Annotated in this window: 21 protein-coding genes and 2 pseudogenes; 13 read left to right on the top strand and 10 right to left on the bottom strand. The window is 63.4% G+C overall.

Features of this window, described 5'->3' with window-relative positions; genetic code table 11:
* The first annotated feature begins 62 nt into the window (after positions 1-62).
* From ACWUKX_RS15980 to ACWUKX_RS15960, 5 genes are all read left to right on the top strand, one after another.
* Complete coding sequence (locus tag ACWUKX_RS15980) at positions 63-1,367, top strand: ABC transporter substrate-binding protein (protein WP_456007868.1); 1,305 nt, start codon at positions 63-65, stop codon at positions 1,365-1,367.
* 100 nt (positions 1,368-1,467) lie between these two features.
* A complete protein-coding gene (locus tag ACWUKX_RS15975; protein ID WP_029347224.1) occupies positions 1,468-2,349 on the top strand; it encodes a branched-chain amino acid ABC transporter permease in 882 nt (293 codons plus the stop codon).
* Positions 2,346-3,308 (top strand): branched-chain amino acid ABC transporter permease, encoded by a 963-nt coding sequence (locus ACWUKX_RS15970; protein ID WP_065011635.1) that lies wholly within the window; start codon positions 2,346-2,348, stop codon positions 3,306-3,308. The genes ACWUKX_RS15975 and ACWUKX_RS15970 overlap by 4 nt, the downstream gene beginning before the upstream one ends.
* Positions 3,305-4,030: an ABC transporter ATP-binding protein gene (locus ACWUKX_RS15965; RefSeq protein ID WP_127209273.1), complete on the top strand. Its 726-nt coding sequence runs from the start codon at positions 3,305-3,307 to the stop codon at positions 4,028-4,030. Before ACWUKX_RS15970 ends, ACWUKX_RS15965 begins: the two co-directional genes overlap by 4 nt.
* Positions 4,027-4,746: an ABC transporter ATP-binding protein gene (locus ACWUKX_RS15960; RefSeq protein ID WP_455848703.1), complete on the top strand. Its 720-nt coding sequence runs from the start codon at positions 4,027-4,029 to the stop codon at positions 4,744-4,746. The genes ACWUKX_RS15965 and ACWUKX_RS15960 overlap by 4 nt, the downstream gene beginning before the upstream one ends.
* On the opposite strand, the gene ACWUKX_RS15955 is transcribed toward ACWUKX_RS15960, so the two are convergent.
* Positions 4,747-6,177 carry a sodium:proton antiporter gene (locus ACWUKX_RS15955; protein WP_456007867.1) on the bottom strand — a complete coding sequence of 477 codons (1,431 nt, stop codon included), beginning with the start codon at positions 6,175-6,177 and terminating at the stop codon, positions 4,747-4,749.
* A gap of 41 nt (positions 6,178-6,218) precedes the next feature.
* On the bottom strand, positions 6,219-6,818 hold the full coding sequence (gene pncA / locus ACWUKX_RS15950) for a bifunctional nicotinamidase/pyrazinamidase (RefSeq protein WP_029347234.1): 600 nt from the start codon (positions 6,816-6,818) through the stop codon (positions 6,219-6,221).
* A gap of 304 nt (positions 6,819-7,122) precedes the next feature.
* Between pncA and ACWUKX_RS15945 the strand changes: the two genes are divergently transcribed.
* Genes ACWUKX_RS15945 through ACWUKX_RS15920 form a run of 6 tightly spaced genes read left to right on the top strand, consistent with a single transcriptional unit; the run spans position 7,123 to position 14,391 of the window.
* The gene (locus tag ACWUKX_RS15945) at positions 7,123-7,986 is read left to right on the top strand and encodes an FAD binding domain-containing protein (RefSeq protein ID WP_456007866.1); all 864 of its coding nucleotides are present in this window, start codon (positions 7,123-7,125) and stop codon (positions 7,984-7,986) included.
* 44 nt (positions 7,987-8,030) lie between these two features.
* On the top strand, positions 8,031-10,937 hold the full coding sequence (locus ACWUKX_RS15940) for a molybdopterin-dependent oxidoreductase (RefSeq protein ID WP_456007865.1): 2,907 nt from the start codon (positions 8,031-8,033) through the stop codon (positions 10,935-10,937).
* Complete coding sequence (locus ACWUKX_RS15935; protein WP_456007864.1) at positions 10,934-12,475, top strand: 6-hydroxynicotinate reductase; 1,542 nt, start codon at positions 10,934-10,936, stop codon at positions 12,473-12,475. Before ACWUKX_RS15940 ends, ACWUKX_RS15935 begins: the two co-directional genes overlap by 4 nt.
* Complete coding sequence (locus ACWUKX_RS15930; protein WP_456007863.1) at positions 12,475-13,356, top strand: UPF0280 family protein; 882 nt, start codon at positions 12,475-12,477, stop codon at positions 13,354-13,356. The genes ACWUKX_RS15935 and ACWUKX_RS15930 overlap by 1 nt, the downstream gene beginning before the upstream one ends.
* Positions 13,349-13,933 carry an amino acid synthesis family protein gene (locus tag ACWUKX_RS15925; RefSeq protein ID WP_287337261.1) on the top strand — a complete coding sequence of 195 codons (585 nt, stop codon included), beginning with the start codon at positions 13,349-13,351 and terminating at the stop codon, positions 13,931-13,933. The genes ACWUKX_RS15930 and ACWUKX_RS15925 overlap by 8 nt, the downstream gene beginning before the upstream one ends.
* On the top strand, positions 13,930-14,391 hold the full coding sequence (locus tag ACWUKX_RS15920) for a MarR family winged helix-turn-helix transcriptional regulator (RefSeq protein ID WP_029347245.1): 462 nt from the start codon (positions 13,930-13,932) through the stop codon (positions 14,389-14,391). Before ACWUKX_RS15925 ends, ACWUKX_RS15920 begins: the two co-directional genes overlap by 4 nt.
* 12 nt (positions 14,392-14,403) lie before the next feature.
* On the opposite strand, the pseudogene ACWUKX_RS15915 reads toward ACWUKX_RS15920, so the two are convergent.
* From ACWUKX_RS15915 to ACWUKX_RS15900, 4 genes and pseudogenes are all read right to left on the bottom strand, one after another.
* A pseudogene (locus tag ACWUKX_RS15915) lies at positions 14,404-14,709 on the bottom strand (hypothetical protein); the annotation flags it as partial.
* A 220-nt stretch (positions 14,710-14,929) separates the two neighbouring features.
* Positions 14,930-15,931 (bottom strand): LLM class flavin-dependent oxidoreductase, encoded by a 1,002-nt coding sequence (locus tag ACWUKX_RS15910; RefSeq protein WP_455848694.1) that lies wholly within the window; start codon positions 15,929-15,931, stop codon positions 14,930-14,932.
* Positions 15,932-16,087: 156 nt separating this feature from the next.
* Entirely contained in the window at positions 16,088-17,257 is a 1,170-nt protein-coding gene (locus ACWUKX_RS15905) for an AI-2E family transporter (RefSeq protein WP_456007862.1), read from the bottom strand.
* 222 nt (positions 17,258-17,479) lie between these two features.
* Positions 17,480-18,541 carry an LLM class flavin-dependent oxidoreductase gene (locus ACWUKX_RS15900; RefSeq protein ID WP_456007930.1) on the bottom strand — a complete coding sequence of 354 codons (1,062 nt, stop codon included), beginning with the start codon at positions 18,539-18,541 and terminating at the stop codon, positions 17,480-17,482.
* A gap of 231 nt (positions 18,542-18,772) precedes the next feature.
* On the opposite strand from ACWUKX_RS15900, the gene ACWUKX_RS15895 reads away from it, so the two are divergent.
* Positions 18,773-19,201, top strand: a complete 429-nt coding sequence (locus ACWUKX_RS15895; protein WP_023801556.1) for a DUF6481 family protein — start codon at positions 18,773-18,775, stop codon at positions 19,199-19,201.
* Positions 19,202-19,392: 191 nt separating this feature from the next.
* Here ACWUKX_RS15895 and sugE read toward each other — a convergent pair whose 3' ends face one another.
* Both sugE and ACWUKX_RS15885 read right to left on the bottom strand, forming a co-directional pair.
* Entirely contained in the window at positions 19,393-19,707 is a 315-nt protein-coding gene (sugE, locus tag ACWUKX_RS15890) for a quaternary ammonium compound efflux SMR transporter SugE (RefSeq protein ID WP_456007861.1), read from the bottom strand.
* A 189-nt stretch (positions 19,708-19,896) separates the two neighbouring features.
* Positions 19,897-20,022, bottom strand: coding sequence for a hypothetical protein (locus ACWUKX_RS15885; RefSeq protein WP_082982715.1), 126 nt, complete (start codon positions 20,020-20,022; stop codon positions 19,897-19,899).
* A gap of 210 nt (positions 20,023-20,232) precedes the next feature.
* Between ACWUKX_RS15885 and ACWUKX_RS15880 the strand changes: the two genes are divergently transcribed.
* Positions 20,233-21,042, top strand: a complete 810-nt coding sequence (locus ACWUKX_RS15880) for a transglutaminase-like domain-containing protein (protein ID WP_456007860.1) — start codon at positions 20,233-20,235, stop codon at positions 21,040-21,042.
* Between the two features lie 13 nt (positions 21,043-21,055).
* Here the strand turns inward: ACWUKX_RS15880 and ACWUKX_RS15875 are convergent.
* Positions 21,056-21,175: pseudogene (locus tag ACWUKX_RS15875) on the bottom strand (IS5/IS1182 family transposase); the annotation flags it as partial.
* A 71-nt stretch (positions 21,176-21,246) separates the two neighbouring features.
* Positions 21,247-22,833: an adenylate/guanylate cyclase domain-containing protein gene (locus ACWUKX_RS15870; RefSeq protein WP_287337254.1), complete on the bottom strand. Its 1,587-nt coding sequence runs from the start codon at positions 22,831-22,833 to the stop codon at positions 21,247-21,249.
* Positions 22,834-23,306: the final 473 nt, after the last annotated feature.

Below are 23,306 nucleotides of genomic sequence, written 5' to 3'. Positions count from 1 at the left end.
TTACCAGAGTGGCCCGCTTCACTACAGCCATTGGTCAAAACTCAAAAACAAGGGGAACTGCCGTGACTGACAAGAATGGGTTTTTAGATCTCTCCAAAACCGGTCTCACCCGCCGCACGGCGCTAAAGGGGTTGACCGCAGGCGCCGGCCTTGCCGTCGCGCCTGGGTTCGTGCGTTATAGCCAGGCGCAGAGCTCGGCGCCGATAAAGATCGGCTTCCAGTCCCACCGCACCGGCATCGGCGCCGCCTATGGTCGCTGGTACGAGAGGACCACCGCCGCCGCGGTCGAGGCGATCAACGAAGCCGGCGGCATCAACGGCCGGCCGGTCGAGGTGATCATCGAGGATGACGGCACCGATCCCGGCCGCGGCGCCGAAGTGGTCGGCAAATTCGCCAGCCAGCACAAGACCGACATCGTCTACGGCACGCTGTTTTCGCATGTCGTCATCGGCTCGGCGCCGGCAGCCGGCGAGGCCAAGATGCCCTATTTCGTCGTCAGCGAAGGCCACCACGTCGCCTCGACCAAGCTCAACCGCTACGTCTTCCAGCCCGGCATCACCGACGTGAAGAGCCAGATCCAGGCGATGGCGCCCTGGATCGCGGCGAATGCCGGCAAAAAGGTGACGCAGATATTCCCAGATTTCGCCTTCGGCTACGACCATCGCGACTATCTTCCGCCGGCGCTGAAGGCGCAAGGCGCCGAAGTCATTGCCCAGATCGCCATCCCGCCGACGGAATCGTCCTTCACCAAATACTTCCCGCAGATCCCAGCCGAGACCGAGGTGATCTACCACGTTATGGTCGGTCCGGCGGTGCTCACCTTCGTCAAGGAACTCGGCGAGTTCTATGGCTCCAACCGGCCGCAGCTGTTCGGCTTCATCGATTCGCTCGAAGCCACCGACATCAACAGCCCCGGCCTCGAATTCCTCGACGGCAGCCATTTCTGGGAAGGCTCGCCGCGCTACGCGCAGCCCAATGATTCCGCCGCGCAGAAGGCCTATCGCGCCGCCGTGGGCATCGACGACAATGGCGCTGCCGTCGGCGATCCGAAGGATGTCTCCACCGCCGCGCACATGTTCGGCTGCTGGGAAACGCTCTATGTCGTCAAGAAGGCGATGGAGGATGCCGGCTACAAGGGTCCGGAAGACCGCGCCAAGCTGGTCGAAGCGACCGAGGCCTTGACCGAGTTCGCCGAGGGCCCCGAGCATCCGCAAGGGCCGAAGACCTTCAACGGCAAGATCCATCAGTGTTTTGGCATCCAGAACATCTCCAAGGTCGAAGGCGGCCGGCTGAACGTCGTCCACAAGACCAAGATCGAGGACGGCCTCTATGAGCCGGAAGGGGATTACACGACCCAGGCGCTGTGAGCTTAGCTGTTTTAGCCGTAGTGCGCTTCGAGCCACCCCCCTCTGTCCTGCCGGACATCTCCCCACAGAGGAGGGTGCTTCTCGCACCTGCCAGCGCATAATGGCCTTCGGACCCCACCTCCTCCTCGCCGCCCTCGAAGGCCTCGTCACCTCCGCCGTGCTGGCGCTGACGGCGCTTGGCCTGTCGCTGGTGTTCGGCGTCATGCGCGTCGTCAATGTCGCCCATGGCGAGTTCTTCATGCTCGGCGCGGTGCTTGCCTGGGCGATCTCCACGGCGATATCAGGCCATCCGGCGGTCGGCTTCCTGGCCGCCCTCGTGCTGGGGCCGCTGATCGTCGGTCTGATCGCGCTCGTCTCCGAACGGCTGGTGCTGCGCCGGCTGAATTACAATCCGGAGGCCACCATCGTCGCCACCATCGGCATGCTCTACATCATCCAGCAACTGGCGCTGACCTTCTACGGTCCGGAGGCACGGCCCGTGGAGCCGCCCTTCAGCTATCGCATCCTTTTGCCGTGGTTCGGCTACTCCGGCTACAAGCTGTCGATCATCGCCGCATCGGCGCTTCTGCTGGTCGCGACGTGGTTCGTGCTGACGCGTACGAAAATCGGCCTCGTCATGCGCGCCACGCAATATGACCGCGAGACGGCGCAGGCCTTCGGCATTCCGGTCGACCGCGTCTATGCCGGCGTCTTCGCGCTCGGCGCCATGCTGGCGGCGGTGGCCGCCGTGCTGATCGTGCCGATCAGCCAGGCGCACTATCTGATGGGACAGGACCCGCTGCTGCTGTCCTTCATCGTCGTCATCATCGGCGGGCTCGGCTCGCTGCGCGGCACCGTCGTCGCTGCCGTGCTCATCGGCTTGTCGGACGGCATCATCTCGGTGTTTTTCTCGCCGACTCTGGCCAAGATCATCGCCACGCTACTAGTTGCCATGGTGCTGGTGTTCCGGCCGCAAGGCCTGTTCGGGACGGCATCGCGATGAAGGAGGCTTCACCGGTAAAAGCCTATGCGTTGCATGTGGGCGTCATCGCGCTGTTTTTCGCCCTAAGCTTCGTCCTGCCGGAATATCACCACGGGCTGCTCGCCCGCATCATGGTGCTGGCGGTTTTCGCCATCGGCTACAACATGCTGTTCGGCTATGTCGGGCTGCTCAGCCTCGGCCATGCCATGTTCTTTTCGGCTGGACTCTATGGCGCAGGCCTTGCCGTCATCCATCTCGGCTGGAGCGTGCCGGCCGCCTTCGCCGCCGGCCTTGCATGCGGCGCGCTTCTCGCGCTGGTGATCGGGGTGCTGGCGCTGCGTACTTCCGGCGTTGCCTTCATGATCGTCACCATGATGTTCGCGCAGGTATTTTATCTCATAATCCTCTATTTCGCGGCCTGGACCGGCGGCGATCAGGGCCTGGTCGTGCCGCAGTCGGCGCGTGTGCTTGTTTTGGGCGACACGTCGCTCGGCCTCACCGACCCGACCGTGCGCTACATGAGCGCGCTCGCCCTGTTCTCGATCGTGCTGCTGGTGGCGCTCGTTATCGTCCGCTCCAGGTATGGCCGTGTGCTGGTCGCCATTCGCGAAAACGAGGAGCGGACCAAGATGCTCGGCTACGACACGTTTTCCAACAAGCTCGCCGCGGTCGTAGTCTCCGGCACGATCTGCGCGGCTTCGGGCGCCGCCTACGCGCTGCTGTTCGGTTATGTCGGCTCGACCTTCGCCTCGGTGCAATATTCCATCCTACCGCTGCTCTGGGTGCTGCTCGGCGGTGCTGCGACCACGCTCGGTCCGCTGATCGGCACCCTGTTCATGTACTATGTCGTCGACATCACCAGCGGCTACACCTCGGCCTATCTGCTGATCGTCGGCATCGCCCTCATCCTGCTGGTGCTGTTCTTCCCCAGGGGCATTCTCGGCACCGTCCGCCAGCGCTGGCTTGGATGGCTGCCATGATGCCGCTGCTGACGACCAAGGGCCTGTCCCGCAATTTCGGCGGCCTGCGCGCCGTCGACGGTGTCGAATTCGCCCTCATGCCGGGCGAGATTCGCGCCGTCATCGGCCCCAATGGCGCCGGCAAGACCACCTTCGTCAGCCTGGTCAGCGGCCGCATCCAGCCGTCCTCGGGCATGATCGTCTTCGACGGCGCCGACATCACCAGCCTGCCGGCCTACGCCAGGGTCCGCCTTGGCATTGCCTACACCTTCCAGATCACCAGCGTCTTTGCCAACCTCACCGCTTACGACAACGTCGCACTGCCAGTGCAGCGCACGCTGACCGGTGGCCGCTCGAAAGGTGCCGTGCATGCCGGCGTCATGGCGGCGTTGGAGCGCACCGGCCTTGCCGACCGCGCGCACATGCCGGCCGGGCAATTGTCCTATGGCCATCAGCGCCTGCTCGAAGTGGCGATGGGGCTGGCGCTAAAACCGCGCCTGCTGATTCTTGACGAGCCGACGCAGGGGCTGGCCGACAGCGAGATCGACAATTTCATCGGGCTGGTGCGCGAGATCGCCACAAGCGCGACTGTGCTTCTGATCGAACACAACATGCCGGTGGTCATGCAGCTTGCCGACCGCATCACCGTCTTCAACGCCGGCAAGATCCTGGCCGAAGGCACGCCCGAGCAGGTCCGTGCCAATGCCGAAGTGCAGGACGCCTACCTGGGGACCGCCCCATGACTGAAACACGGTCTGAAGCACTGACCATCTCCGGGCTCGACTGCTTCTACGGCGAGGTCCAGGTGCTCTACGGCCTCGACCTCGTGTTGAACAAGGGCGAGGTGCTTTGCCTGTTTGGCCGCAACGGCGCCGGCAAGACGACCACGCTGAAGGCGATCATGGGCCTCGTTCCCTCACGCGCCGGCTCGATCAGGCTCGACGGCAAGGAGTTGACTGGCCTGCTGGCGCATGACGTGCCGAAGGCCGGCGTCGCCTATGTGCCGCAGGGCCGGCGGCTGTTCGCCGAGATGACGGTGGCTGAAAACATCGAGATCGGCCTGATGGTCCGCGGCAAGGGCAAGACGACGCGCGAAAACGTGCTCGACCTTTTTCCGCTGCTGCGCCAGCGGCTCAGACAGCGCTCCGGCACGCTGTCGGGCGGCGAGCAGCAGATGCTGGCTATGGCGCGGGCCCTGTGTCTCGAACCGCAGGTGCTTCTACTCGACGAGCCGACCGAAGGGCTGATGCCGTCGATGATCGCCAGGATCCGTGAGACGGTGTCGAAGCTGCGCAATCTTGGCGTCTCGACGATCCTGGTCGAGCAGCGGGTCGATGCCGTGCTATCCGTCGCCGACCGGGTCTCGTTCATTGAGAACGGTCGCAACCGCGAGACCGTCGATGTCGAGGAGCTCCGCGCCGATCCGTCGGCGGTCCGCCGCTATGTCGGCGTGGGTTGATCAGCCAAAGAACAGAAAACCCGCGATCAGGAATATCGGGATCAGCACCGCGCCCGACCATGCCATGTAGCCGAAGAAGCCCGGCATCTTGACGCCGCGATGTCTGGCAATCGCGTAGACCATGAAGTTCGGCGCATTGCCGATATAGGTGTTGGCGCCCATGAACACCGCGCCGGCCGAGATCGCCGCCAGCGTGGAGGCGAAGGTGGTCATCAGATGCTGTGGATCGCCGCCGGCGAGCTCGAAGAACACCAGATAGGTCGGCGCATTGTCGAGGAAGGATGACAGCGCTCCGGTCATCCAGAAATAAGCGAGGTCGTTTGGCTCGCCCGTCGGCGAGCTGACAAGCGAGACCAGCGGTGCCAGCGCGCCGTCGGGGCCTGCCCTGAGAATGGCGATGACCGGCACGATGCAGATGAAGATGCCGGCAAATAGTTTAGCCACTTCGGCGATCGGCTCCCAGTGGAAGTTGTTCGCCTGCCTGTGGCTCTTGGGCGAGACGCCGAGCGAAAGGAAGGCAAGCGCCAGGATGACGGCGTCGCGCACGAGGTTCTGCAATTCAAGGCTCACGCCGTGGACGGAGAAAGCCACGCCCGGCTTCCAGGTCGCGGAAAGCAGGATCGCGCCGATGACCCCGGCCAGCAGCGGGACGTTGGGCAGGCCGCGGATGCGCACCTTCGTGTCCGGTGTCGGATCCTTGATCTTCGGCGCGCCGGCCTCGCGGCGATGCAGGATGATGTCCATGGCCAGGAAGACGGCCAGCACCAGGCCGCCGACGAACAGTGTCTCCTGATAGAGGTTGGTGGTAGTCCAGAAGAAATCGACGCCGCGCAGAAAGCCGACGAACAGCGGCGGGTCCCCGAGCGGCGTCAGCGACCCTCCGATGTTGGACACCAGGAAAATGAAGAAGATGACGACATGGGCATTGAACGCCCGGTTGTCATTGGCGCGCAGGATCGGCCGGATCAGGATCATCGAGGCGCCGGTCGTGCCGATGACTGAGGCGAGCATTGCCCCGATCAGCAGCAATCCGGCATTCACCAGCGGCGTGCCATGGATGTTGCCGGCGACGAGGATGCCGCCTGAAATGGTGAACAGCGCAAACAGAAGAATGATGAACGACATGTATTCGGTGAGCAGTGCGTGCAATACCGCCTCTGTGGCCGAAGGCATGCCGAACGCCACCGCCAGCGGCACGACCGCGAGCGCCGCCCAGAAGAAGGTGATCTTGCCATAGTGATGCTCCCAGACATGGTGGAAGAGCAATGGTCCGGTGGCGATCGACAGAAGCAGGCCGGCAAAGGGCAGCGCCCACCACAGCGACATTGTTTGGCCCGGCAACTTGTGGGCCTCGGCTGCGAGCGCTATTCCCGGAAACAGGGTTGCGACTGCCACCACTGCGCCCGCCGTCAAAGCCGCCGCAAACCGCATAAAGCCCCCTCTGGAATTGTGTCGGATGCGATTGGTGATGTTCAAGCCAGCGTCACGCCGGCATCGCGCATCCGATTCAGCATCGTCTCGACGGACCCGTTGAGATTGATGCCGCGGCAGGCGTCGAGCCGCACTGTTGTGTGGAAGCCCTGCTTGACCGCATCGAGCGCCGAAAAGGCGACACAGAAATCGGTCGCGAGACCAACCAGGGTCAGCGTGTCGATGCCGCGCTCCCTAAGATGGCCGGCAAGACCGGTCGGCGTCGTATGGTCGTTCTCGAAGAAGGCCGAATAGCTGTCGATCGCCGGCCGGAAGCCCTTGCGGATGACCAGTTCGGCCTTGGTCCAGGCGAGGCCGGAGTGAAAGTCCGAGCCTAGGCTGCCCTGGATGCAGTGGTCCGGCCACAGCGTCTGCTGGCCGTAAGGCATCTCGATCGTCTCGAACGGCTTCTTGCCGGGATGACTGGAGGCAAAGCTCGAATGGCCGGCGGGATGCCAGTCCTGCGTCAGCACGACATGTTCGGTCCGCCGGATCAGGTCGTTGACCAGCGGCACGATCTCGTCGCCGCCGGCCACCGCCAGCGCGCCGCCCGGGCAGAAATCGTTCTGCAGGTCGATGATGACAAGCGCTTCGTCGGCCATGGAGCCTCCCTTTTGTTTGTCCGGAGGCATGACCCGAACCGGAAGTCTGCCGAAACGTGGAATCCGGTGTTCGAAGCCAGGCTCCACCGAAAATGCCGCTGACGCGACCGGATGGAGAAACTCGACCAGATGGCCGGCTGCGTCAACCTCCAACGGTATAACAAAATGCGTGCCGCCGCGCCGAGGCGGAGAGCGGCCCCAAACTCTGGCTTTGACAAATCTTGCCGGCTTGATATCATTTGCATACGAATGAATTTGACCGGCCCGAGTGCCGGAAGGATCCCTATTTCTGGGAAGGCACAGCGTGATCCGTTACGCGAAACCCACCACCGTCGACGAGGCTCTCGCTTTGCTTGGCGAGGCTTCGTGGCGCATCCTTGCCGGCGGCACCGATTTCTACCCGGCACAAGGGGCCAAGCCTTTCCGCGAGAATGTCCTCGACATCAACGGTCTGGCGGCGCTGCGTGGTATCGCCGAAACCGAGGACCATTGGGTCATCGGTGCGCGCACGACGTGGACTGATCTTGTCCGTCATCCGCTGCCGGCGGCTTTCGATGCGCTGAAGCAGGCGGCGCGTGAAGTCGGGTCCGTGCAGATCCAGAACGTCGCCTCCATCGCCGGCAATCTCTGCAATGCCTCCCCGGCCGCCGATGGCGTGCCGGCTCTGCTCATTCTCGACGCCGAGGTCGAACTGCGCTCGACGGCGATGGTCCGCCATCTGCCGCTGCAAAAGTTCATCCTGGGAAACCGCTGCACGGAACTGCAGCCGGGCGAAATGGTCACCGCCATCCGCGTGCCGAAAAACGCGGCCACCGGGGCGTCGGCTTTCGTAAAACTCGGCGCGCGTCGCTATCTCGTCATTTCCATAGCCATGGCGGCCGCCCGCCTGACCGTTGAGGGCGGCATCGTCGGCAATGCTGCCGTCGCCGTCGGCTCCTGCTCCGTTATCGCCAAGCGTCTCTTGGGCGTCGAAGCAGCCTTGCGGGGGCTCCCGGTCGACCACGCTCTCGCCACCGCGATCCAGTCCGCACCGATGGACGAGCTGTCGCCGATCGGCGATGTCCGCGGCAGCGCCGAATACCGGCTGGACGCCGCGCGTGAGATCGTCGTCCGCGCCGTACTAGATGCCGCTGGCCATATGCCTACGGCAAGGGTGGCGGCGGCATGAACCAAGCTCAACCTGGCATCAGCGGAGCTCAGCCTGGCACGAGCATGGAACGCGCCAACATCGCTTTCAAGGTCAACGGCGCCGCCGTTTCTGTCTGCGTGCCGCCGGTTCGCCGTCTCTCTTCGGTGCTGCGCGACGAATTGCACCTGACCGGCACCAAGGTCGGCTGCGACGCCGGCGACTGCGGCGCTTGCACGGTGCTTGTCGATGGCGAACCGGTCTGCGCCTGCCTCATGTCAGCGGCTTCTGCCGCTGGCACCGTGGTGACGACCGTCGAGGGTCTCGCCAACGGCAGATTATCGGCGCTGCAGGCCTCGTTCCTCGATCATGGCGCAGCGCAGTGTGGCATCTGCACACCCGGCCTGCTGGTCGCGGCGACCGCACTTCTCGACAGCAAGCCCAACCCAACCGAGGCTGAAACACAGGATGCACTGGGCGGCGTCCTCTGCCGCTGCACCGGCTACCGCAAGATCATCGCTGCGGTGATGAATGCTGGACGGTTCGCGAGCGAACTCTCGACCGACGGCGCTGCCCCCAATCCGCCTGCCGGCACCTTCTCCCCGTATAGTGACGGGGAGAAGGGACAAGCTCCAGCGCCGGCGTCCCCCTCTCCCCGTCTTTCACGGGGTGAGGGTGCGGGGCAGCACCAACCGAAGCGGCTGGATCTCGACCTTGACCGCAGGATGCCAATCTCAGGCCACGCCGTAGGTTCGTCGCCGATCAGGCTCGACGGCCTGCCGAAAGTCACCGGCGGTGAAAAATTCGGCGGCGATTCCTTTCCGGCCGATGCGCTGGCGGTGCTGGTGGTCCGCTCGCCGCATCATCATGCCCGCTTCGCTTTCGGCGATCTCGACGCCTGGATAAAAGCTCATCCCGGCATCGTCGGCGTCTACACCGCTGCCGACATTCCTGGAAAGAACAGCTTCGGCGTCATTGCGCCTTTTGCCGATCAGCCGGCGCTGGCCGAAGTTTTTTCGCGCTTTCGCGGCGAGGCGGTGGCGCTGGTTGCCGGTGAGCGCGAGGCCATGCTCGATCTCGACCTTTCGGATTTCCCTGTTCGTTGGACTGAGTTGCCGCACGTTCTGCAGCCCTGCGAGGCGCAAGCCGGCGGCGCACAACTGATCCACGAAAATAGGCCGGCAAACCTGCTCACCACCGGCTTTGTCGAGCGCGGTGACCCCGAAGCTGCGCTTGCCGGCGCGGCTTTCACGGTTTCCGGCGCCATCGACACGTCCTACGTCGAGCACGCCTATATCGAGCCGGAAGCCGGCCATGCCTATATGGACGGCGACACGCTGGTCGTCGTCGCCTGCACGCAGGCGCCGTACATGGACCGCGACGACGTGGCAAAGGTGCTTGGCCTTGCCGTCGACAAGGTGCGCATCGTGCCAACCGCCACCGGCGGCGGCTTCGGCTCGAAACTCGATGTCTCGTTGCAGCCTCTCATCGGCCTAGTCGCCATGAAGACCGGCCGGCCGGCCGCACTCGCCTACACCCGCAATGAATCGATGAACTCGACCACGAAGCGCCATCCCGCTGAGATGAAGGCGACGATCGGCGCCGATGCCGATGGCCGCATCATCGGCATGGTCTTTGCAGGCGATTTCAACACCGGCGCCTATGCCAGCTGGGGTCCGACCGTCGCCAACCGCGTGCCGGTGCATGCCTCCGGTCCCTATGCAACGCCGAACTATCGCGCCGAAGGCCGCGCCATCCACACAAACGGCCCGATCTCCGGCGCCTTCCGTGGTTTTGGCGTGCCGCAGGCGACGATCATGCAGGAGACGCTCTATGACGAGCTGGCCGAAAAGCTTGGGCTGGATCGGCTCGATTTTCGCTTGAAAAACTGTCTTCGGAACGGCTCCGAAACGGTTACGGGCCAGAGGCTGGAATCGGGCGTCGGCATCGCCGAGTGCCTTGAAGCGCTGCGGCCGCATTGGATGCGCGCCCTTGTCGATGCCGAGTTGTTCAACGCCGGCAGCAGCACAAAAAAACGCGGCGTCGGTGTCGCCTCTTGCTGGTATGGCTGCGGCAACACCTCGCTACCCAATCCGTCGACCATCAGGGTCGGCATCTCCGCCTCCGGCGATGTCGTCCTGCATCAGGGTGCGGTTGACATCGGGCAAGGCTCGAACACGGTCATTGCCCAGATCTGCGCCGACGCGCTCGGCCTGCCGCTGGAAAAATTCCGGCTGAAAAGCGCCGACACGGCAATCACGCCGGACGCCGGCAAGACGTCCGCTTCGCGCCAGACCTTCGTGACCGGCAAGGCCGCCGAAAAGGCCGGCCGCGCCTTGCGCGAGACCATGCTGCGCTTTGCCAACGTGTCGGAGAAGGCGGTGATCGCTCTGGACGGCGCAAGCCTGGTCATCCGCGAGGGCGAAGCGACCCGGCATATCGATTTGTCAACGCTGAACGCCGATGCCGATGGCTTCGTTTTCCGCGCCGAGGAAAGCTACGACCCGCCGACATTGCCGCTCGACGCCAAGGGCCAGGGCAAGCCTTACGCGGTCTACGGCTACGGCGCACAGATCGCCGAACTGGAAGTCGACCTCAAGCTCGGTACGGTGAAGCTGATCAAGATCACCGCCGCGCATGATGTCGGCAAGGCGATCAATCCGCTGCTCGCCGAAGGCCAGATCGAGGGCGGCATCGCGCAAGGCATCGGCATGGCGCTGATGGAGGAATACATCCCCAGCCGCACCGAGAATCTGCACGACTATCTCATCCCGACCATCGGCGACGTACCGCCGATCGAGACCATCCTGATCGAAATTCCGGATCCGGAAGGACCCTTTGGCGCCAAAGGTCTGGGCGAACACGTGCTGATCCCGACGGCGCCCGCGATACTCAATGCCATCCGTCATGCCACCGGTGTCCTGGTCACCAAAATTCCGGCGACGCCGAGCCGCATCCGCGCGGCGATACGGGACAAGGAGGCACGCCGATGAGCGAGCTGGCCGAACGCTTCGAAACGCATGATCCCGGCGAGAAGCAGGTGGCGGAGAAGATCCGCTGCGATGCCTGCCCGGTGATGTGCTACATATCAGACGGCCGTACCGGCGCCTGTGATCGCTACGGCAATGTCGGCGGCAGGATCGTGCGCATGGATCCGCTGACCATCCTCGACCACGCGACCGAGACCGGTGGCGCGGTCGTGCCGTTTATCGCCGAGGGCGAAGAATGGGACGGCGAACTGGTCAACACGGGCCGCCGCTTCGTCACCGCGATCGGCGCCGGCACCACCTACCCCGACTACAAGCCGGCCCCTTTCATCGTCGGCCAGCAGGTCGAAGGCGTCGATCTCGTCACCGTAGTCACCGAGGGCATCTTCTCCTACTGCGGCGTCAAGGTGAAGATCGATACCGACCGTCATATCGGCCCCGAAACGGCGACGGTGCGCGCCGGAGGCGAGGCGATCGGCCATGTCACGACAGGCGAATACGGTTCGCAGATGCTGTCGCTCGGCGGCGTGCATCATCTGACCGGCGGCTCGAAAGCCGAAGGCCGCGCCACCTGCGATGCGCTGCTTAATCTATGCAACCGCAAGCCGGTCGAACTTGCTATCGATGGCGGTGCCACGGTGATCGTCGAAGCCGGCAAGCCGCCGGTCATCGACGGCAAGCTCGAACACCGCATGCGCGTCGGCTGCGGCTCGGCCACGATCGGCATGTTCGCCACCCAATGGCGCGGCTTGGTCGACGAGGTGGTGGTGGTCGACGACCACATCACCGGCGTCGTCTCCGAGCATCAGGCAGGCAAGGTGCTCGGCTGGCAGGAGACGGGGATAAAAATCATCGGCCGCCGTTCGACCCCGGGCCGCTATTTCAAGGTCTCCGAACCCGGCCTCGGCTGGGGCGGCACCAGCATTTCCGACCCGCTGTCGATCCTAGGCGAATGGAATGCGAAGAAGGGCGCGCGGCCGGGCCTGTCGCTGCTGATGGTCTCGACCACCGGCGAGCAGTTCGCCTATTACGAGCTCGACGACGAGTTGAAGCCGGTGCAGAAACCTTTCCCGGAGCGGCTGCAGAAGTCTGTCGGCCTGATCGAGGACAATTGCGAGCCGGCGCTGTGCACCGTGCTTTTCGTCGGCGGAGCCGGCGGCTCGCTGCGCGCCGGCGTCACTGAGAACCCGGTCAATCTGACCCGCTCGGTGCAGGGCCTAACGACTTATGTGACCGTTGGCGGCGCGCCGGTCTATGTCTGGCCGGGCGGCGGCATCACGCTGATGGTCGACGTCACCCGCGTGCCGGAAAACGCCTTCGGCTATGTGCCGACACCGGCGCTGGTCGCGCCGATCGAGTTCACCCTGCGCCGCGACGACTATGTCAGGCTCGGCGGCTACGAAGCCGAGATCCGCAGCGTCGATGACATTCTCGCCAAAGGCGGCGAATATCTCAATCCGCGCCGCGGCACGGCTGCGCCGGCCAGCAATCCGTGGCCGCCGCTGGCGCAGTTGCGGCGCGCAGCGGGCAACGGGGTCAAGTGATGAACGGCCCGCAGGCGCATTGGCTTGAGGACGGCAGGCGGCTGCATCTCAATCATGGCCCGATCGACCTGATCATTGAGGCATTCGGCGATGCGAGCGAATGCCGCGCCGCCTATGGCCAGGCGGTGGCGCGGTTTCAAACAATCCTGTCGGAACTCGTCGAAGAGCTGCCTGAACTGCGCCGGCCAGCCTCCTTGCGACCACGTGCTTTCGCTGGCCCGACGGCGCGGCGCATGGAAGCGGCGGTCAATCCGCTGGCGGAACAATTCATCACACCCATGGCCGCCGTCGCCGGTTCGGTAGCCGACGAAATGCTTGGCGCGCTGCTGGCCGGGCGCCGGCTCGATCGCGCCTACGTGAACAATGGCGGCGACAGCGCGATCCATCTCGGCAACGGCCGGTCCATCACCCTTGCCATTGCCGGGACAGGCCATGGTTTGGCAGACCGCATCACGATCCATGCCGAAGACGGGATCCGCGGCGTCGCGACGAGCGGCTGGCGCGGCCGTTCCTTTTCGCTCGGCATCGCCGACGCCGTCACCGTGCTAGCGCGGACGGGTGCTGAAGCCGATGCCGCCGCGACCCTGATCGCCAACGCCGTCGACCTGCCCGGTCATCCTGCCGTCGAGCGCGTGCCGGCGCGCGCTCTGGCGCCCGACAGCGACCTTGGCGATCGCCGGGTCACCCAGGGCGTCGGCGTGCTTTCATCAGGCGAAATAGCCGCGGCGCTGGACAGCGGACTCGCCGTTGCCGAAGAGTTTCGGGGACACGGCCTGATTGCCGCCTCAGCGCTGTTCCTTGCCGGTCAGGCACGGATCGCCGGTCCCATGGCGCTCACTTCGCCCAGTGAGAAATCAAGGAAGGAAATTGCCCATGTCTGAGTTTGCGATCCGCAAGGTTGCGGTGCTGACGGAGGAGATATTTCACGAGGGCGGGCCGGTGGCGAAGGTGCCGCGCCGCCGTGCCGCCGCCATGGCGGTGGTGAAGAACCCGTTCGCCGGCCGCTACGTGGAGGATCTGCAGAGCGCCATGGACGATCTGAAGCCGCTCGGGCTGCTGCTTTCCGACAAGCTGATCGCCGCGTTGGGCGGCGACGTGAAGCAGATCGACGGCTACGGCAAGGGCGCCATCGTCGGTATCGCGGGGGAGCTGGAGCATGGTGCGCTGTGGCATGTGCCTGGCGGCTATGCGATGCGCGAACGGCTCGGTGACGCCAAGGCGATCGTGCCATCGGCAAAGAAGGTCGGCGCCTTCGGCTCGCGGCTCGACGTGCCGCTCGGCCATATCAACGCCGCCTATGTGCGCAGCCATTTCGATGCCATGGAGGTCGGCATCAGCGACGGGCCTCGTCCCGACGAGATACTGTTCTGCCTCGCCATGACCTGCGGCCCGCGCGTGCACGACCGCATGGGCGGCCTTGCGGCAAAAGACATCAAGGCTTGGGACGGACTGCGGTGAGCGCCGAGGACGTCAAGCTCAAGCTGGTCGAGGCCGAGGAGCCAGACGAAAACGATTACCGCTTGCAGGAGCAGGTCGGGTTCATCCTGCGCAAGGCGCACCAGCGCCATGTCTCGATCTTCGCCGCGCACATCGCCGACCTGACACCGCCGCAGTTCGCCGCCCTGGCCAAATTGCACGATGTCGGCGAGACTTCGCAGAACCAGCTTGGCAGCCTGATCGCCATGGATGCGGCGACGGTGAAAGGCGTCATCGACCGGCTCAAGGCGCGGGGCCTGGTCGAGCTTTCCAAGCATGAGGTCGACAAAAGGCGACTGCTGGTCAGTCTGACTGCTGAGGGCCGCAATGCCGTCGAGCGGCTGATCCCGATCGCCCGCGATATCACACAGGAAACGCTGGCGCCGCTTTCCGCCAAGGAGGCCGCCATTTTCATGAAGCTGTTGGCCAAGCTGGCGTGAACACGGCCTTGGTCAGCGCTGCCCCTCACCTGCCTGCCGGCATCCTCTCCCCGTAGAACGGGGAGAGGTACTCGTCATCGACGACTTCGTCTCAGACCCCATTCTCCTCTTCTGCATCGGAAGCGTGATGGTCTTTTCGACCGTCTCGCCGTTCAGGAACTTGATCGCCTTGCCGCAGCCCTTCGGCACCCGGCGTCACGTAGGCGAACGTCACCGTTGGCAAGAGCTGCGCGCCTTCGATCGGGGGCTGTCGATGCCGAAAAACTTGGTGTCTTGCTCGCGACCGGCGTCCTTGGCGGCAAGGTAAGCGCCGTAGCTTTTGACCGTCGACGAGGACTCCTCGTTGGCGCTCCGGCCATCTCCCCCACTTTGGGGGTGTTTGGACCGGGAGATCGGCAGCACCGCGCCCACTCACTCCCGCGACGTTGGCGACTGGCGAAAGCCGTAATGACGGCAAATCCCCAACCGGGGAGGTGTCCGGCAGGCCAGAGGGGGGCGCGAGGCGTCGCTACACAACGGCTTTCCAGCCGTGCCGCTGTCAGGCCGCTTCCGACAGCGATTTGTGGGCGTCGCTCAGGATCTCGAAGGATCGCACCCGCGCTGCGTGGTCGAAAATCTGCGCAGTGACCATCAGCTCATCGGCACCGGTGCGACGGATAAACGCTTCTATGCCTTGCCTGACCGTTTCCGGGGCGCCGACGACGGCGCAGGACAGCGCCTGGCCAAGCATGGTTTTGGCCATCGGATCGAGGTCGCGCTCATATCCCTCGACCGGCGGCGGCAATCGGCCGGGCCGGCCGGTGCGCAGATTGACGAAGGCCTGCTGCAGCGAGGTGAACAGCAGCCGCGCCTCAGCGTCGGAGGGCGCCGCGAACACGTTGAGGCCGAGCATGACATAGGGCTTGTCGAGCTGTTTCGATGGCTGGAAGCGCGAGCGGTAGATCTCCAGTGCGTGGTCGAGTTCGGCCGGTGCGAAATGCGAGGCGAAGGCGTAGGGCAGGCCGAGCATAGCTGCGAGCTGTGCGCCATAGAGGCTTGAGCCCAGGATCCAGATCGGCACCTGCTCGCCCTCGCCGGGTACGGCGCGGATACGCTGACCGTCTTCGGCCGCCTGGAAATAGCCCATCAGCTCGACGACATCCTGCGGGAAACTGTCGGCGCCGGCCTCGAGATTGCGGCGCAGCGCGCGCGCCGTGCCCATGTCGGTGCCCGGCGCCCGGCCGAGGCCGAGGTCGATGCGGCCGGGATGCAATGCGTTAAGCGTGCCGAACTGCTCGGCGATGACCAGCGGCGAATGGTTGGGCAGCATGATGCCGCCGGCGCCGACGCGTATCGTCCTGGTGCCGCCTGCGACGTGGGCAATGACGACGGAGGTGGCGGCGCTGGCGATGCCAGGCATGTTGTGATGCTCGGCCAGCCAATAGCGCCTGTATCCCAGCCGCTCGGCATGGCGGGCGAGATCGAGTGAATTGGCGAGCGATTGCGAAGCGTTGCTGCCTTCGACGATCGGCGACAGGTCGAGAACGGAAAGAGCGGTCATGGGCGGGGATCCTATGGACGGGAGGGATGTAGGAAGCGACCGCCAAGGCCGCAAATTCAAAAAATTGAACAGACGCCGCGCGTCCAAGCAGCCGCAAAGGACGCTCTGGCATTTGGGTCCGAGGGATTCCCTCCGGAACTTATCTCGGTTCCCGGATCATACGCCCGCCGCCTTCTCGGTCTCTGAAATCTGTTCGTCCTCAACCGCCGTATGCTGCGCCGCCAGGAAATTGCCGACATGGCTGAGGCCGTCGAAATGATCGCAGAACACCTTGATGACGACCAGCAGCGGCACCGCCATCAGCGCGCCGACGAAGCCCCACAACCAGGACCAGAAGGCAATGGCGATGAGGATCGCCACGGCGTTGATCTCGAGGCGGCGGCCAACCACAGTCGGCGTCACAAACTGGCCTTCGATGACGTCGCACAAAATGACGAATGCTGGCGCCAGCAGCGCATAGGAGATCGTCTCGAAGCTGATCAGCGAGATGACGGTAACCAGCGTGATCGTAATCAGCGCACCGATATAGGGCAGGAAATTAAGCAGAGCCGCTGCCGCGCCCCAGACCTGAGCGTTGGGCACGCCGAGGGCCCACAGGCCGAGCCCGATGACCGTGCCGAGGCCCGCGTTGATGACCGTGACGGTGAGCAGATAGTGCGAGATTTCACGTTCAACGTCGTAGACGACGCGCAGCGCCCGCTTCTTTTCGCTGAGACTGGGGAAGGACTGGACAATCTTCTCATAGAACATCGTGCCGGAGGCGAGCAGGAACAGCGACAGGACGAAGACAATGGTGACGCTGGTGCCGGCCGACAGCACATTGCCGGCGGCTTGCGAGAGAATGCCCGATGGCGCCATGGCCACCCTCTGAACGCCGGGCTCCTGGGAGGTCTGCGTTAGTCCCTCTATCTGACGCGAAATCTCCACGATCCTTTCGAACGGACGGCGCAGTTGCGCCAGACGTTCCGCAAGCTGCTGGCCGATCGACGAGGTGTTGTTGATGAGGTCGATGACCGGGCCGCTGAGCAAATACCCTGCGACAGCGATGACGCAGAACGACAGCAGCACCAGCAATGTCGCCGACATGGCATCGGGCAAGCCGTGCTTGCGCAGAAAGCGGACGATCGGCGTCAGCGTCAGTGCCAGCAGGAAAGCCAGAATGACCGGCATGAAGAAGGCACGGGCGAAGTAGAGCGCGAAGATCGCCATAAGCATGAAGATGCCAACGAGCAGCGAACGAATCAGATGGGTATCTGCACGCGCCTCGGCGCGCGAATCCGGGCTATCGGCAGCGCCTGCGCCCGAAGCGGCGGGTTCGGCTTTCATTCTGGCCCTCGGCGGCACACCGCGATTGGCGTAGACCGTGGGCGGAAACGCCTTTGCGGCTTCAAAGTTCCGTTGGAGCGACGTGCGTCCACTTGGACGCACAAAGTGCGCTCTGACACTTTGAATCTACGCATCGTGCTTTCCGAAAATCGATTCCGATTTTCGGGCCGATGCGTTAGCCGGCGTTGATGATGACCTTAGCCCTACGATCTTGCCGACGAATCAGGCGGCCGGCGCTGCCACGGCAGGGATGGCCTTCGCCGTTTCCTTGCGCACGATCGGCGCGACCTTGGTGCCGTAGAGTTCGATCGCCTTCATGACCTTGGCATGCGCCATGGTGCCGATCGCCATTTGCAGTAGGAAGCGATCGTTGCCGAATATCCTGTGCTGGGCAACGATCTTTTCGGCCACCTGTTCTGGATTGCCGACGAACAGCGCGCCGTTCGGGCCGCGCGACTGGTCGAAATGTGCCCTCGATGTCGGACCCCAGCCACGCTCGCGGCCAATGCGGTCCATCACCTCGGCCTGCGGCCCATAAAAATCGTCAGCCGCCTGGTAGGTGGTCTCGGCGATGAAGCCGTGGACGTTGAGGCTGGTAGCGAGATCAGCCGGATCGTTGCCCGCCCGTTTGGCCGCTTCCCTGTAAATGTCGAACAGCGGCGCGAACCGCGCTGGCGCGCCGCCGATGATGGCCAGCGCCAGCGGCAGGCCGAGCGCGCCGGCCCGCGCGGCGGATTGCGGCGTGCCGCCGATCGCGATCCAGATCGGCAATCTCTCTTGGAACGGGCGGGGGTAGACGCCGCGATCGTTGATCGAAGCGCGCAGCCTGCCCGACCAGGTCACCTTGACGCTGTCGCGTATGGCAAGCAGCAGGTCGAGCTTTTCGGCAAAGAGCTCGTCATAGTCTTCGAGATTGTAGCCGAACAGCGGAAAGGATTCGATGAACGAGCCGCGCCCAGCCATGATCTCGGCCCGACCGCCGGATAGAAGGTCGAGTGTCGCAAACTGCTGGAAGACGCGAACCGGATCGTCGGAGGATAGCACGGTGACCGCGCTGGTCAGCTTTATGCGCCGGGTGCGTTCGGCCGCCGCGGCCAGGGCTACGACCGGCGCTGAAGCCGCATAATCGGGACGGTGATGCTCGCCCAGCCCAAACACGTCGAGGCCGACCTGGTCGGCCAGCTCGATCTCCTCGATCAGGTTTCGCAGCCGCTCATGCGGACCGATGGCACCAGGGCCCGGTTCCGGGCCGACGTCGGCGAAAGTATAGAGACCGAGTTCCATCATGTGTCATCCTGGTGTTTTGTTTTTCGCGCTACAGGTAGCGACCAGTCCGCCGCGCCACCAGAGGGGCGGATGGTGAACAGTGCATGTCCGTTTCAGCCGAATTCAGCCGAAAAGGCGTCTCCCGACTGCAACAGCTCAGAATTTCATGGCTGGCATACCGTTTTGGCGCTTGAACTCTGGGTTTTCACGCGTATGTAAGCCTCGCAAATTGACTCCAGGGAAGTGGACTTGGCTATCTATAGGGAAAAAGACGTTTTCGAGCGGCGCAATGCCGCAAACGAGGCAAAGAAGGCGCTTCTCGAGCGCTTCAAGGCAAAGCCGGCAGCAGATGATCCAGCGGTGCTGGCACGACAGGCCGAACGCAAGGCAATCCTCGAAGCTCGTGCGATTCGCGAGGCCGAAAAGGCCAGGCTGAAGCAGGAAAAGCTGGCTCGCGAAGCGGCCGAAAAGGCCGAGCGCGAAGCTGCTGCCGAAGCAGCGCGTATTGCTGCGGAAGAAGCGGCGCAGGCGGAAGCGAAGATCCGGGAAGCCGAAGAGAACGAGCGCATCGCTCGTTTGCTTGCCGACGAGGCCGAGCGCAAGGCCAAGCGCGACGCGCGCTATGCGGCGCGCAAGCAGCGCACCGGCAGGACGCCTCCGGGCTTTTCTGCTCGCTAGCGCTCCTACAGCGCGATAGCACCAATCAATTTAGGGCCGCCTTGCAGCGGCCCTGAAGGCGTTTGTGCTGCGGCCTTGCAGCAAAACTAAATGCATGTCGCCCAAAAGTGCGCAGCGGTTTTGGGACGACGACATGCATAAAAACAAGAACTTAAAGCGCGCCGCATGAATCTCTTCAGACGCGACGCGCTTTAGGCCGCGAGTTTCAATCCCATGATGCCGCAGACGATGAGTGCGATGCAGGCCAGCCTGATCGCGGTTGCAGGCTCGCCGAGCAGCCAGATGCCAAGCAGCGCCGTGCCGACTGTGCCGATGCCGGTCCACACCGCATAGGCCGTGCCGACCGGCAGCGTCTTCAGCGCCAATCCGAGCAAAGCGAGACTGACGACCATCGAGACAACCGTCAGGACAGTCGGCAGCGGCCTCGAAAAGCCATCAGTGTATTTGAGGCCGATCGCCCAGCCGATCTCGAACAGACCAGCGAAGAAGAGAAGAATCCATGACATCGGAACGCTCCATTGGATTGCGGGTCGTCCCGGTCTTTTCGCAAAGCGCGAAGTCGTCTTCGCTGCATTGATATGGAAATTTAGGGTGCCCGATCAACAGCAGCGCCGGCGGCATTTCAGGACCAACCGGTGAATGTCGATTGGCACTGAAATGCCGCCGGTCATGACCTCGCGTCGAAACGCCCAGGCTTACCTGTCCTTGAGTTTGGTCGCTTTGACGGGCGGCGCTTTCAGGGTCGGGGCAGCGGCGGGTTTCTTCGCGTCCTTTTTCGGCTTGCGGGCTTCTTTGCCCGCCTTCATCGCACCTTTAGCCATGATTCGTTTCCTCCATTGTGGCAAGCGAAATGAACCAAGAGAAACGCCCGACCGCAAGAGGCATAATCTGGCGCCGGCGCCAGCCGGCTGACGTCAACCGTTCCTAATTCGCTCGTAAACCGCGCTGGTCCGTGCGATGATCTTTTTTGCACTGCAGCAACAGCCCGTGCCTTCGCCGGGTGATGATCCGGCAGGCCGGTCAGGACGACAATGCGAATCCATATCGGCTGCGAGATGAGCTTCGATTTTCCGCAGGAAACGCCGCTGATCGCGATGCTCAATGTCCACTATTCCCGCGCGTCGGATCTCGAACGGCCGGACTTCCTGACCTCGAACCCACCGGTGCCGATCGAGAGCTACCGGGACAGTTTCGGCAACTGGTGCAACCGTCTTGTCGCCCCGCCGGGTCGCTTCAGCTTCGGCACGGACGCGGTGATCCGCGATACCGGCACTTTCGAGATGGGCGATCTGATCGCCTGGCAGAACGAGGTGCGCGACCTGCCGTCCGACACGCTGCTGTTCCTGCTGCCCAGCCGCTATTGCGAGAGCGACGTGCTAGCGAACGAAGCGTGGCGGCTGTTCGGCCACACGCCGCTCGGCATTCCACGCGTGCAGGCGGTCTGCGACTTCGTCCACAACCACATCATCTTCAATTACGGCAATGCGCGGCCGACGCGCACGGCGGCCGAAGCCTATCGCGAGCAGAGCGGGGTCTGCCGCGACTTCGCCCATCTCGCCGTCGCCTTCTGCCGCGCCTTGAACATCCCGACGCGCTACTGCACCGGCTACATCAGCGACATCGGCCTGCCGAAACCGTGGTCGGACATGGACTTCGCCGCCTGGATGGAGGTCTATCTCGGCGGCCGCTGGCATGCCTTCGATCCGCGCAACAACGCGCCGCGCATCGGCCGCATCCTGATCGCCTCCGGCCGCGATGCAGCCGATGTGCCGCTGACCCATATTTTCGGGCCCGGCACGCTGGCCGGTTTCAAGGTCTGGACGAACGAGATCGTCGAGTAGGCCGTGTGGACAGTTACCGCAACCACAAGACAATAGCCGCGAGAGTGACAACGGCGCGGTAATTGCGGGCGGGTTTCTCGAAGCGGGTTGCGACCCGGCGGAACTGCTTGAGTTTGGAGAAGCAGCACTCAATCTGCTCTGTAAATCCACACGGCATGGAGATCACTTCGTTGAAGTCTCAAATGCGGTCAGACGTTCAAAAACCTAAGAAGCGGCGGGCTTGCTTCGGATGGTTAAGGCCAAGAGCGCCTCCGAAAGTCGTTTCTTCGCCCGCTCGACCCCGTTCTCGTCGATTGCCTCAACATCGAGGAACAAGTCGAGGCCAGTCGCGTGCTCGCTGATGACCTGAGGGCGCTGGGCCAGTTCACCCAGGAGGCCCTCGACTTCGTAGGGGACAACCTCCCGGCTGATCCCCTTCATGGCAATCGGTGCTAACGGACGCGCCCGGACAAGGTCGCGGACGAGCGCGTAAGTCTCATAGCTGAGGCAGATGCCGCCGGGCTCGGCAATCGACTGCAGACGGGCCGCCAAGTTCGCTTCGGCTCCGATGATCGTGTAGTCCATCCGATCATCGGAACCGAAGTTTCCAACATTGCAATAGCCCGTGTTGATGCCCATGCGAGCTTGGAAGGGCCGTTCAACTCCGCGGTCACGCCACACCCTGTTCAACTGCTCCAGCCGACGCTGCATGTCGACAGCCATGCGCAAGCAGGCTCTCGCGTCTTCCTCGATGCCTTGCGTCTCGGGGTCTCCGAAGAACACAAGAAGCGCGTCGCCGATGAACTTGTCGACGGTGGCGCCGTGTTTGAGCGCGATCGTCGACATCTCGGTGAAATACTCGTTGAGGAGAACCGTCAGGTCCTCGGGCTGGAGCCGTTCCACGATCGCGGTGAAATCCTTGACGTCGGAAAAAAAGATCGTGAGCTTCTTGCGCTCGGTCGCGATGGTGACGTCCTTCTGGCCGCTGAAGATGCTTTTGTAAATTTGAGGCGAGAGGTACTTGGCGATCTTCAATGAAATCGCGGCCAGGAAGTCGTTTGCCTCGGAAAGCTCTTTATTAATGCCCTGAACCAAGGCGGACTGACGACGCTGCAGGAGAATGAACGTCAGGCCCGCCGCCGCCGCGAAGCCGAAATATAGGAGCAGATATTTGAAAGCGAGGACGTTCGCAGCGATGGGCTGATTGACTGATATCTCCTGGATCCCTCGGACATCCCCAACCTTCCAGTCCGTCTTGGGGCTGTCCGGGTGTGAGTTATGGCAGGTCACACAGACTTGTCCCATTACAACCGGGGCCGCGGCTCGGACGTGCCGGTCAAACAGCGAACCCGAGACTTCGATGATCGGCTCCCTCGGGTTGGCGCGCAAAGCAAAGATTGCATTCCGCTCGAATGCATCGAGCTGATGGGGGTCGCGACCTTTGAAGGGTAGATCCGAGACGAACCGATATTTGACGGACCCGTCGTGAGCGCTGATGCGCTTGCCGAGTTCGATCGAGAGGGTTGCTGGAATAGGGATCGCGCCTGGCACGTCCCGGTAGTTATGCGTCGCGGTCACGGCGTCGTCTGCTTGCAGCACGCGTCCCACGACTTCGCTGCCGTAGAATCCGCGCATTTCGTCGATGATCCGGCTGATTTCGCTGGCTTGCGTGCGCAGCATCCGTTCCGATAGGTCTCGCAGGTCGAGCCAGGCTGCGACGGGCAGACCTATAAGGCCGATGACCACTGCCGCTACCAGGAGCGGTCCCATGGTGCGCTGCTGACGCGCAATCTGTTCACCCAGTCCAGCCATTGTGCAAGCGCCCGGCAGTCACTAGCATCTGAATTATAGCTCATTCCCGGCAAGGTACTAGCGTCAGTCTTGGCTCGATGAAAACACGTCAGCCCTGCAACGACCGACCGACCTTGAGCGGTTGTTGCTAAGCCCCACCCTCACAGCGGACTAGACGGGCAGTGAATCAGTGAAGGGGATGTCGCAAATCGGTTGGGGCCCGGAATGCGCTCCGGGATAACGGCTCAGGGTCAGAAGTTCACCTCCGGCAAGGCTGAGACTTCTGCGGCCGGAGAGCGCTTCGGAAAAGAAAGTGTCCCGCGAAGCGTATCCTGCGGCGCCCGGCCAACTGGACTGTTCTCACGCTTGGAGAAGGAACGCTCAAAGCCACTGTCCGACTCTCTAGGGCTTTGGCCCATCGCTTTGAACGACTGGACGGCTCGTGCGTTGTGCTGCGTGTGGAGCTTCGGCGCATGGATCGATAGGCTCACAGC

Source organism: Mesorhizobium sp. f-mel, assembly GCF_053850215.1.
This window is presented reverse-complemented; position numbering and strand designations above follow the sequence as displayed.

Bases quoted from the DNA above. Each gene is read 5' to 3' on its own strand.
- ACWUKX_RS15935 (WP_456007864.1), top strand. From the start codon at position 10,934: ATGAGCGAGCTGGCCGAACGCTTCGAAACGCATGATCCCGGCGAGAAG.
- ACWUKX_RS15905 (WP_456007862.1), bottom strand. From the start codon at position 17,257: ATGAAAGCCGAACCCGCCGCTTCGGGCGCAGGCGCTGCCGATAGCCCG.
- ACWUKX_RS15910 (WP_455848694.1), bottom strand. From the start codon at position 15,931: ATGACCGCTCTTTCCGTTCTCGACCTGTCGCCGATCGTCGAAGGCAGC.
- pncA (WP_029347234.1), bottom strand. From the start codon at position 6,818: ATGGCCGACGAAGCGCTTGTCATCATCGACCTGCAGAACGATTTCTGC.
- ACWUKX_RS15940 (WP_456007865.1), top strand. From the start codon at position 8,031: ATGGAACGCGCCAACATCGCTTTCAAGGTCAACGGCGCCGCCGTTTCT.
- ACWUKX_RS15965 (WP_127209273.1), top strand. From the start codon at position 3,305: ATGATGCCGCTGCTGACGACCAAGGGCCTGTCCCGCAATTTCGGCGGC.
- ACWUKX_RS15870 (WP_287337254.1), bottom strand. From the start codon at position 22,833: ATGGCTGGACTGGGTGAACAGATTGCGCGTCAGCAGCGCACCATGGGA.
- ACWUKX_RS15955 (WP_456007867.1), bottom strand. From the start codon at position 6,177: ATGCGGTTTGCGGCGGCTTTGACGGCGGGCGCAGTGGTGGCAGTCGCA.
- ACWUKX_RS15930 (WP_456007863.1), top strand. From the start codon at position 12,475: ATGAACGGCCCGCAGGCGCATTGGCTTGAGGACGGCAGGCGGCTGCAT.
- ACWUKX_RS15970 (WP_065011635.1), top strand. From the start codon at position 2,346: ATGAAGGAGGCTTCACCGGTAAAAGCCTATGCGTTGCATGTGGGCGTC.
- ACWUKX_RS15960 (WP_455848703.1), top strand. From the start codon at position 4,027: ATGACTGAAACACGGTCTGAAGCACTGACCATCTCCGGGCTCGACTGC.
- ACWUKX_RS15885 (WP_082982715.1), bottom strand. From the start codon at position 20,022: ATGGCTAAAGGTGCGATGAAGGCGGGCAAAGAAGCCCGCAAGCCGAAA.
- ACWUKX_RS15975 (WP_029347224.1), top strand. From the start codon at position 1,468: ATGGCCTTCGGACCCCACCTCCTCCTCGCCGCCCTCGAAGGCCTCGTC.
- sugE (WP_456007861.1), bottom strand. From the start codon at position 19,707: ATGTCATGGATTCTTCTCTTCTTCGCTGGTCTGTTCGAGATCGGCTGG.
- ACWUKX_RS15880 (WP_456007860.1), top strand. From the start codon at position 20,233: ATGCGAATCCATATCGGCTGCGAGATGAGCTTCGATTTTCCGCAGGAA.
- ACWUKX_RS15925 (WP_287337261.1), top strand. From the start codon at position 13,349: ATGTCTGAGTTTGCGATCCGCAAGGTTGCGGTGCTGACGGAGGAGATA.
- ACWUKX_RS15900 (WP_456007930.1), bottom strand. From the start codon at position 18,541: ATGGAACTCGGTCTCTATACTTTCGCCGACGTCGGCCCGGAACCGGGC.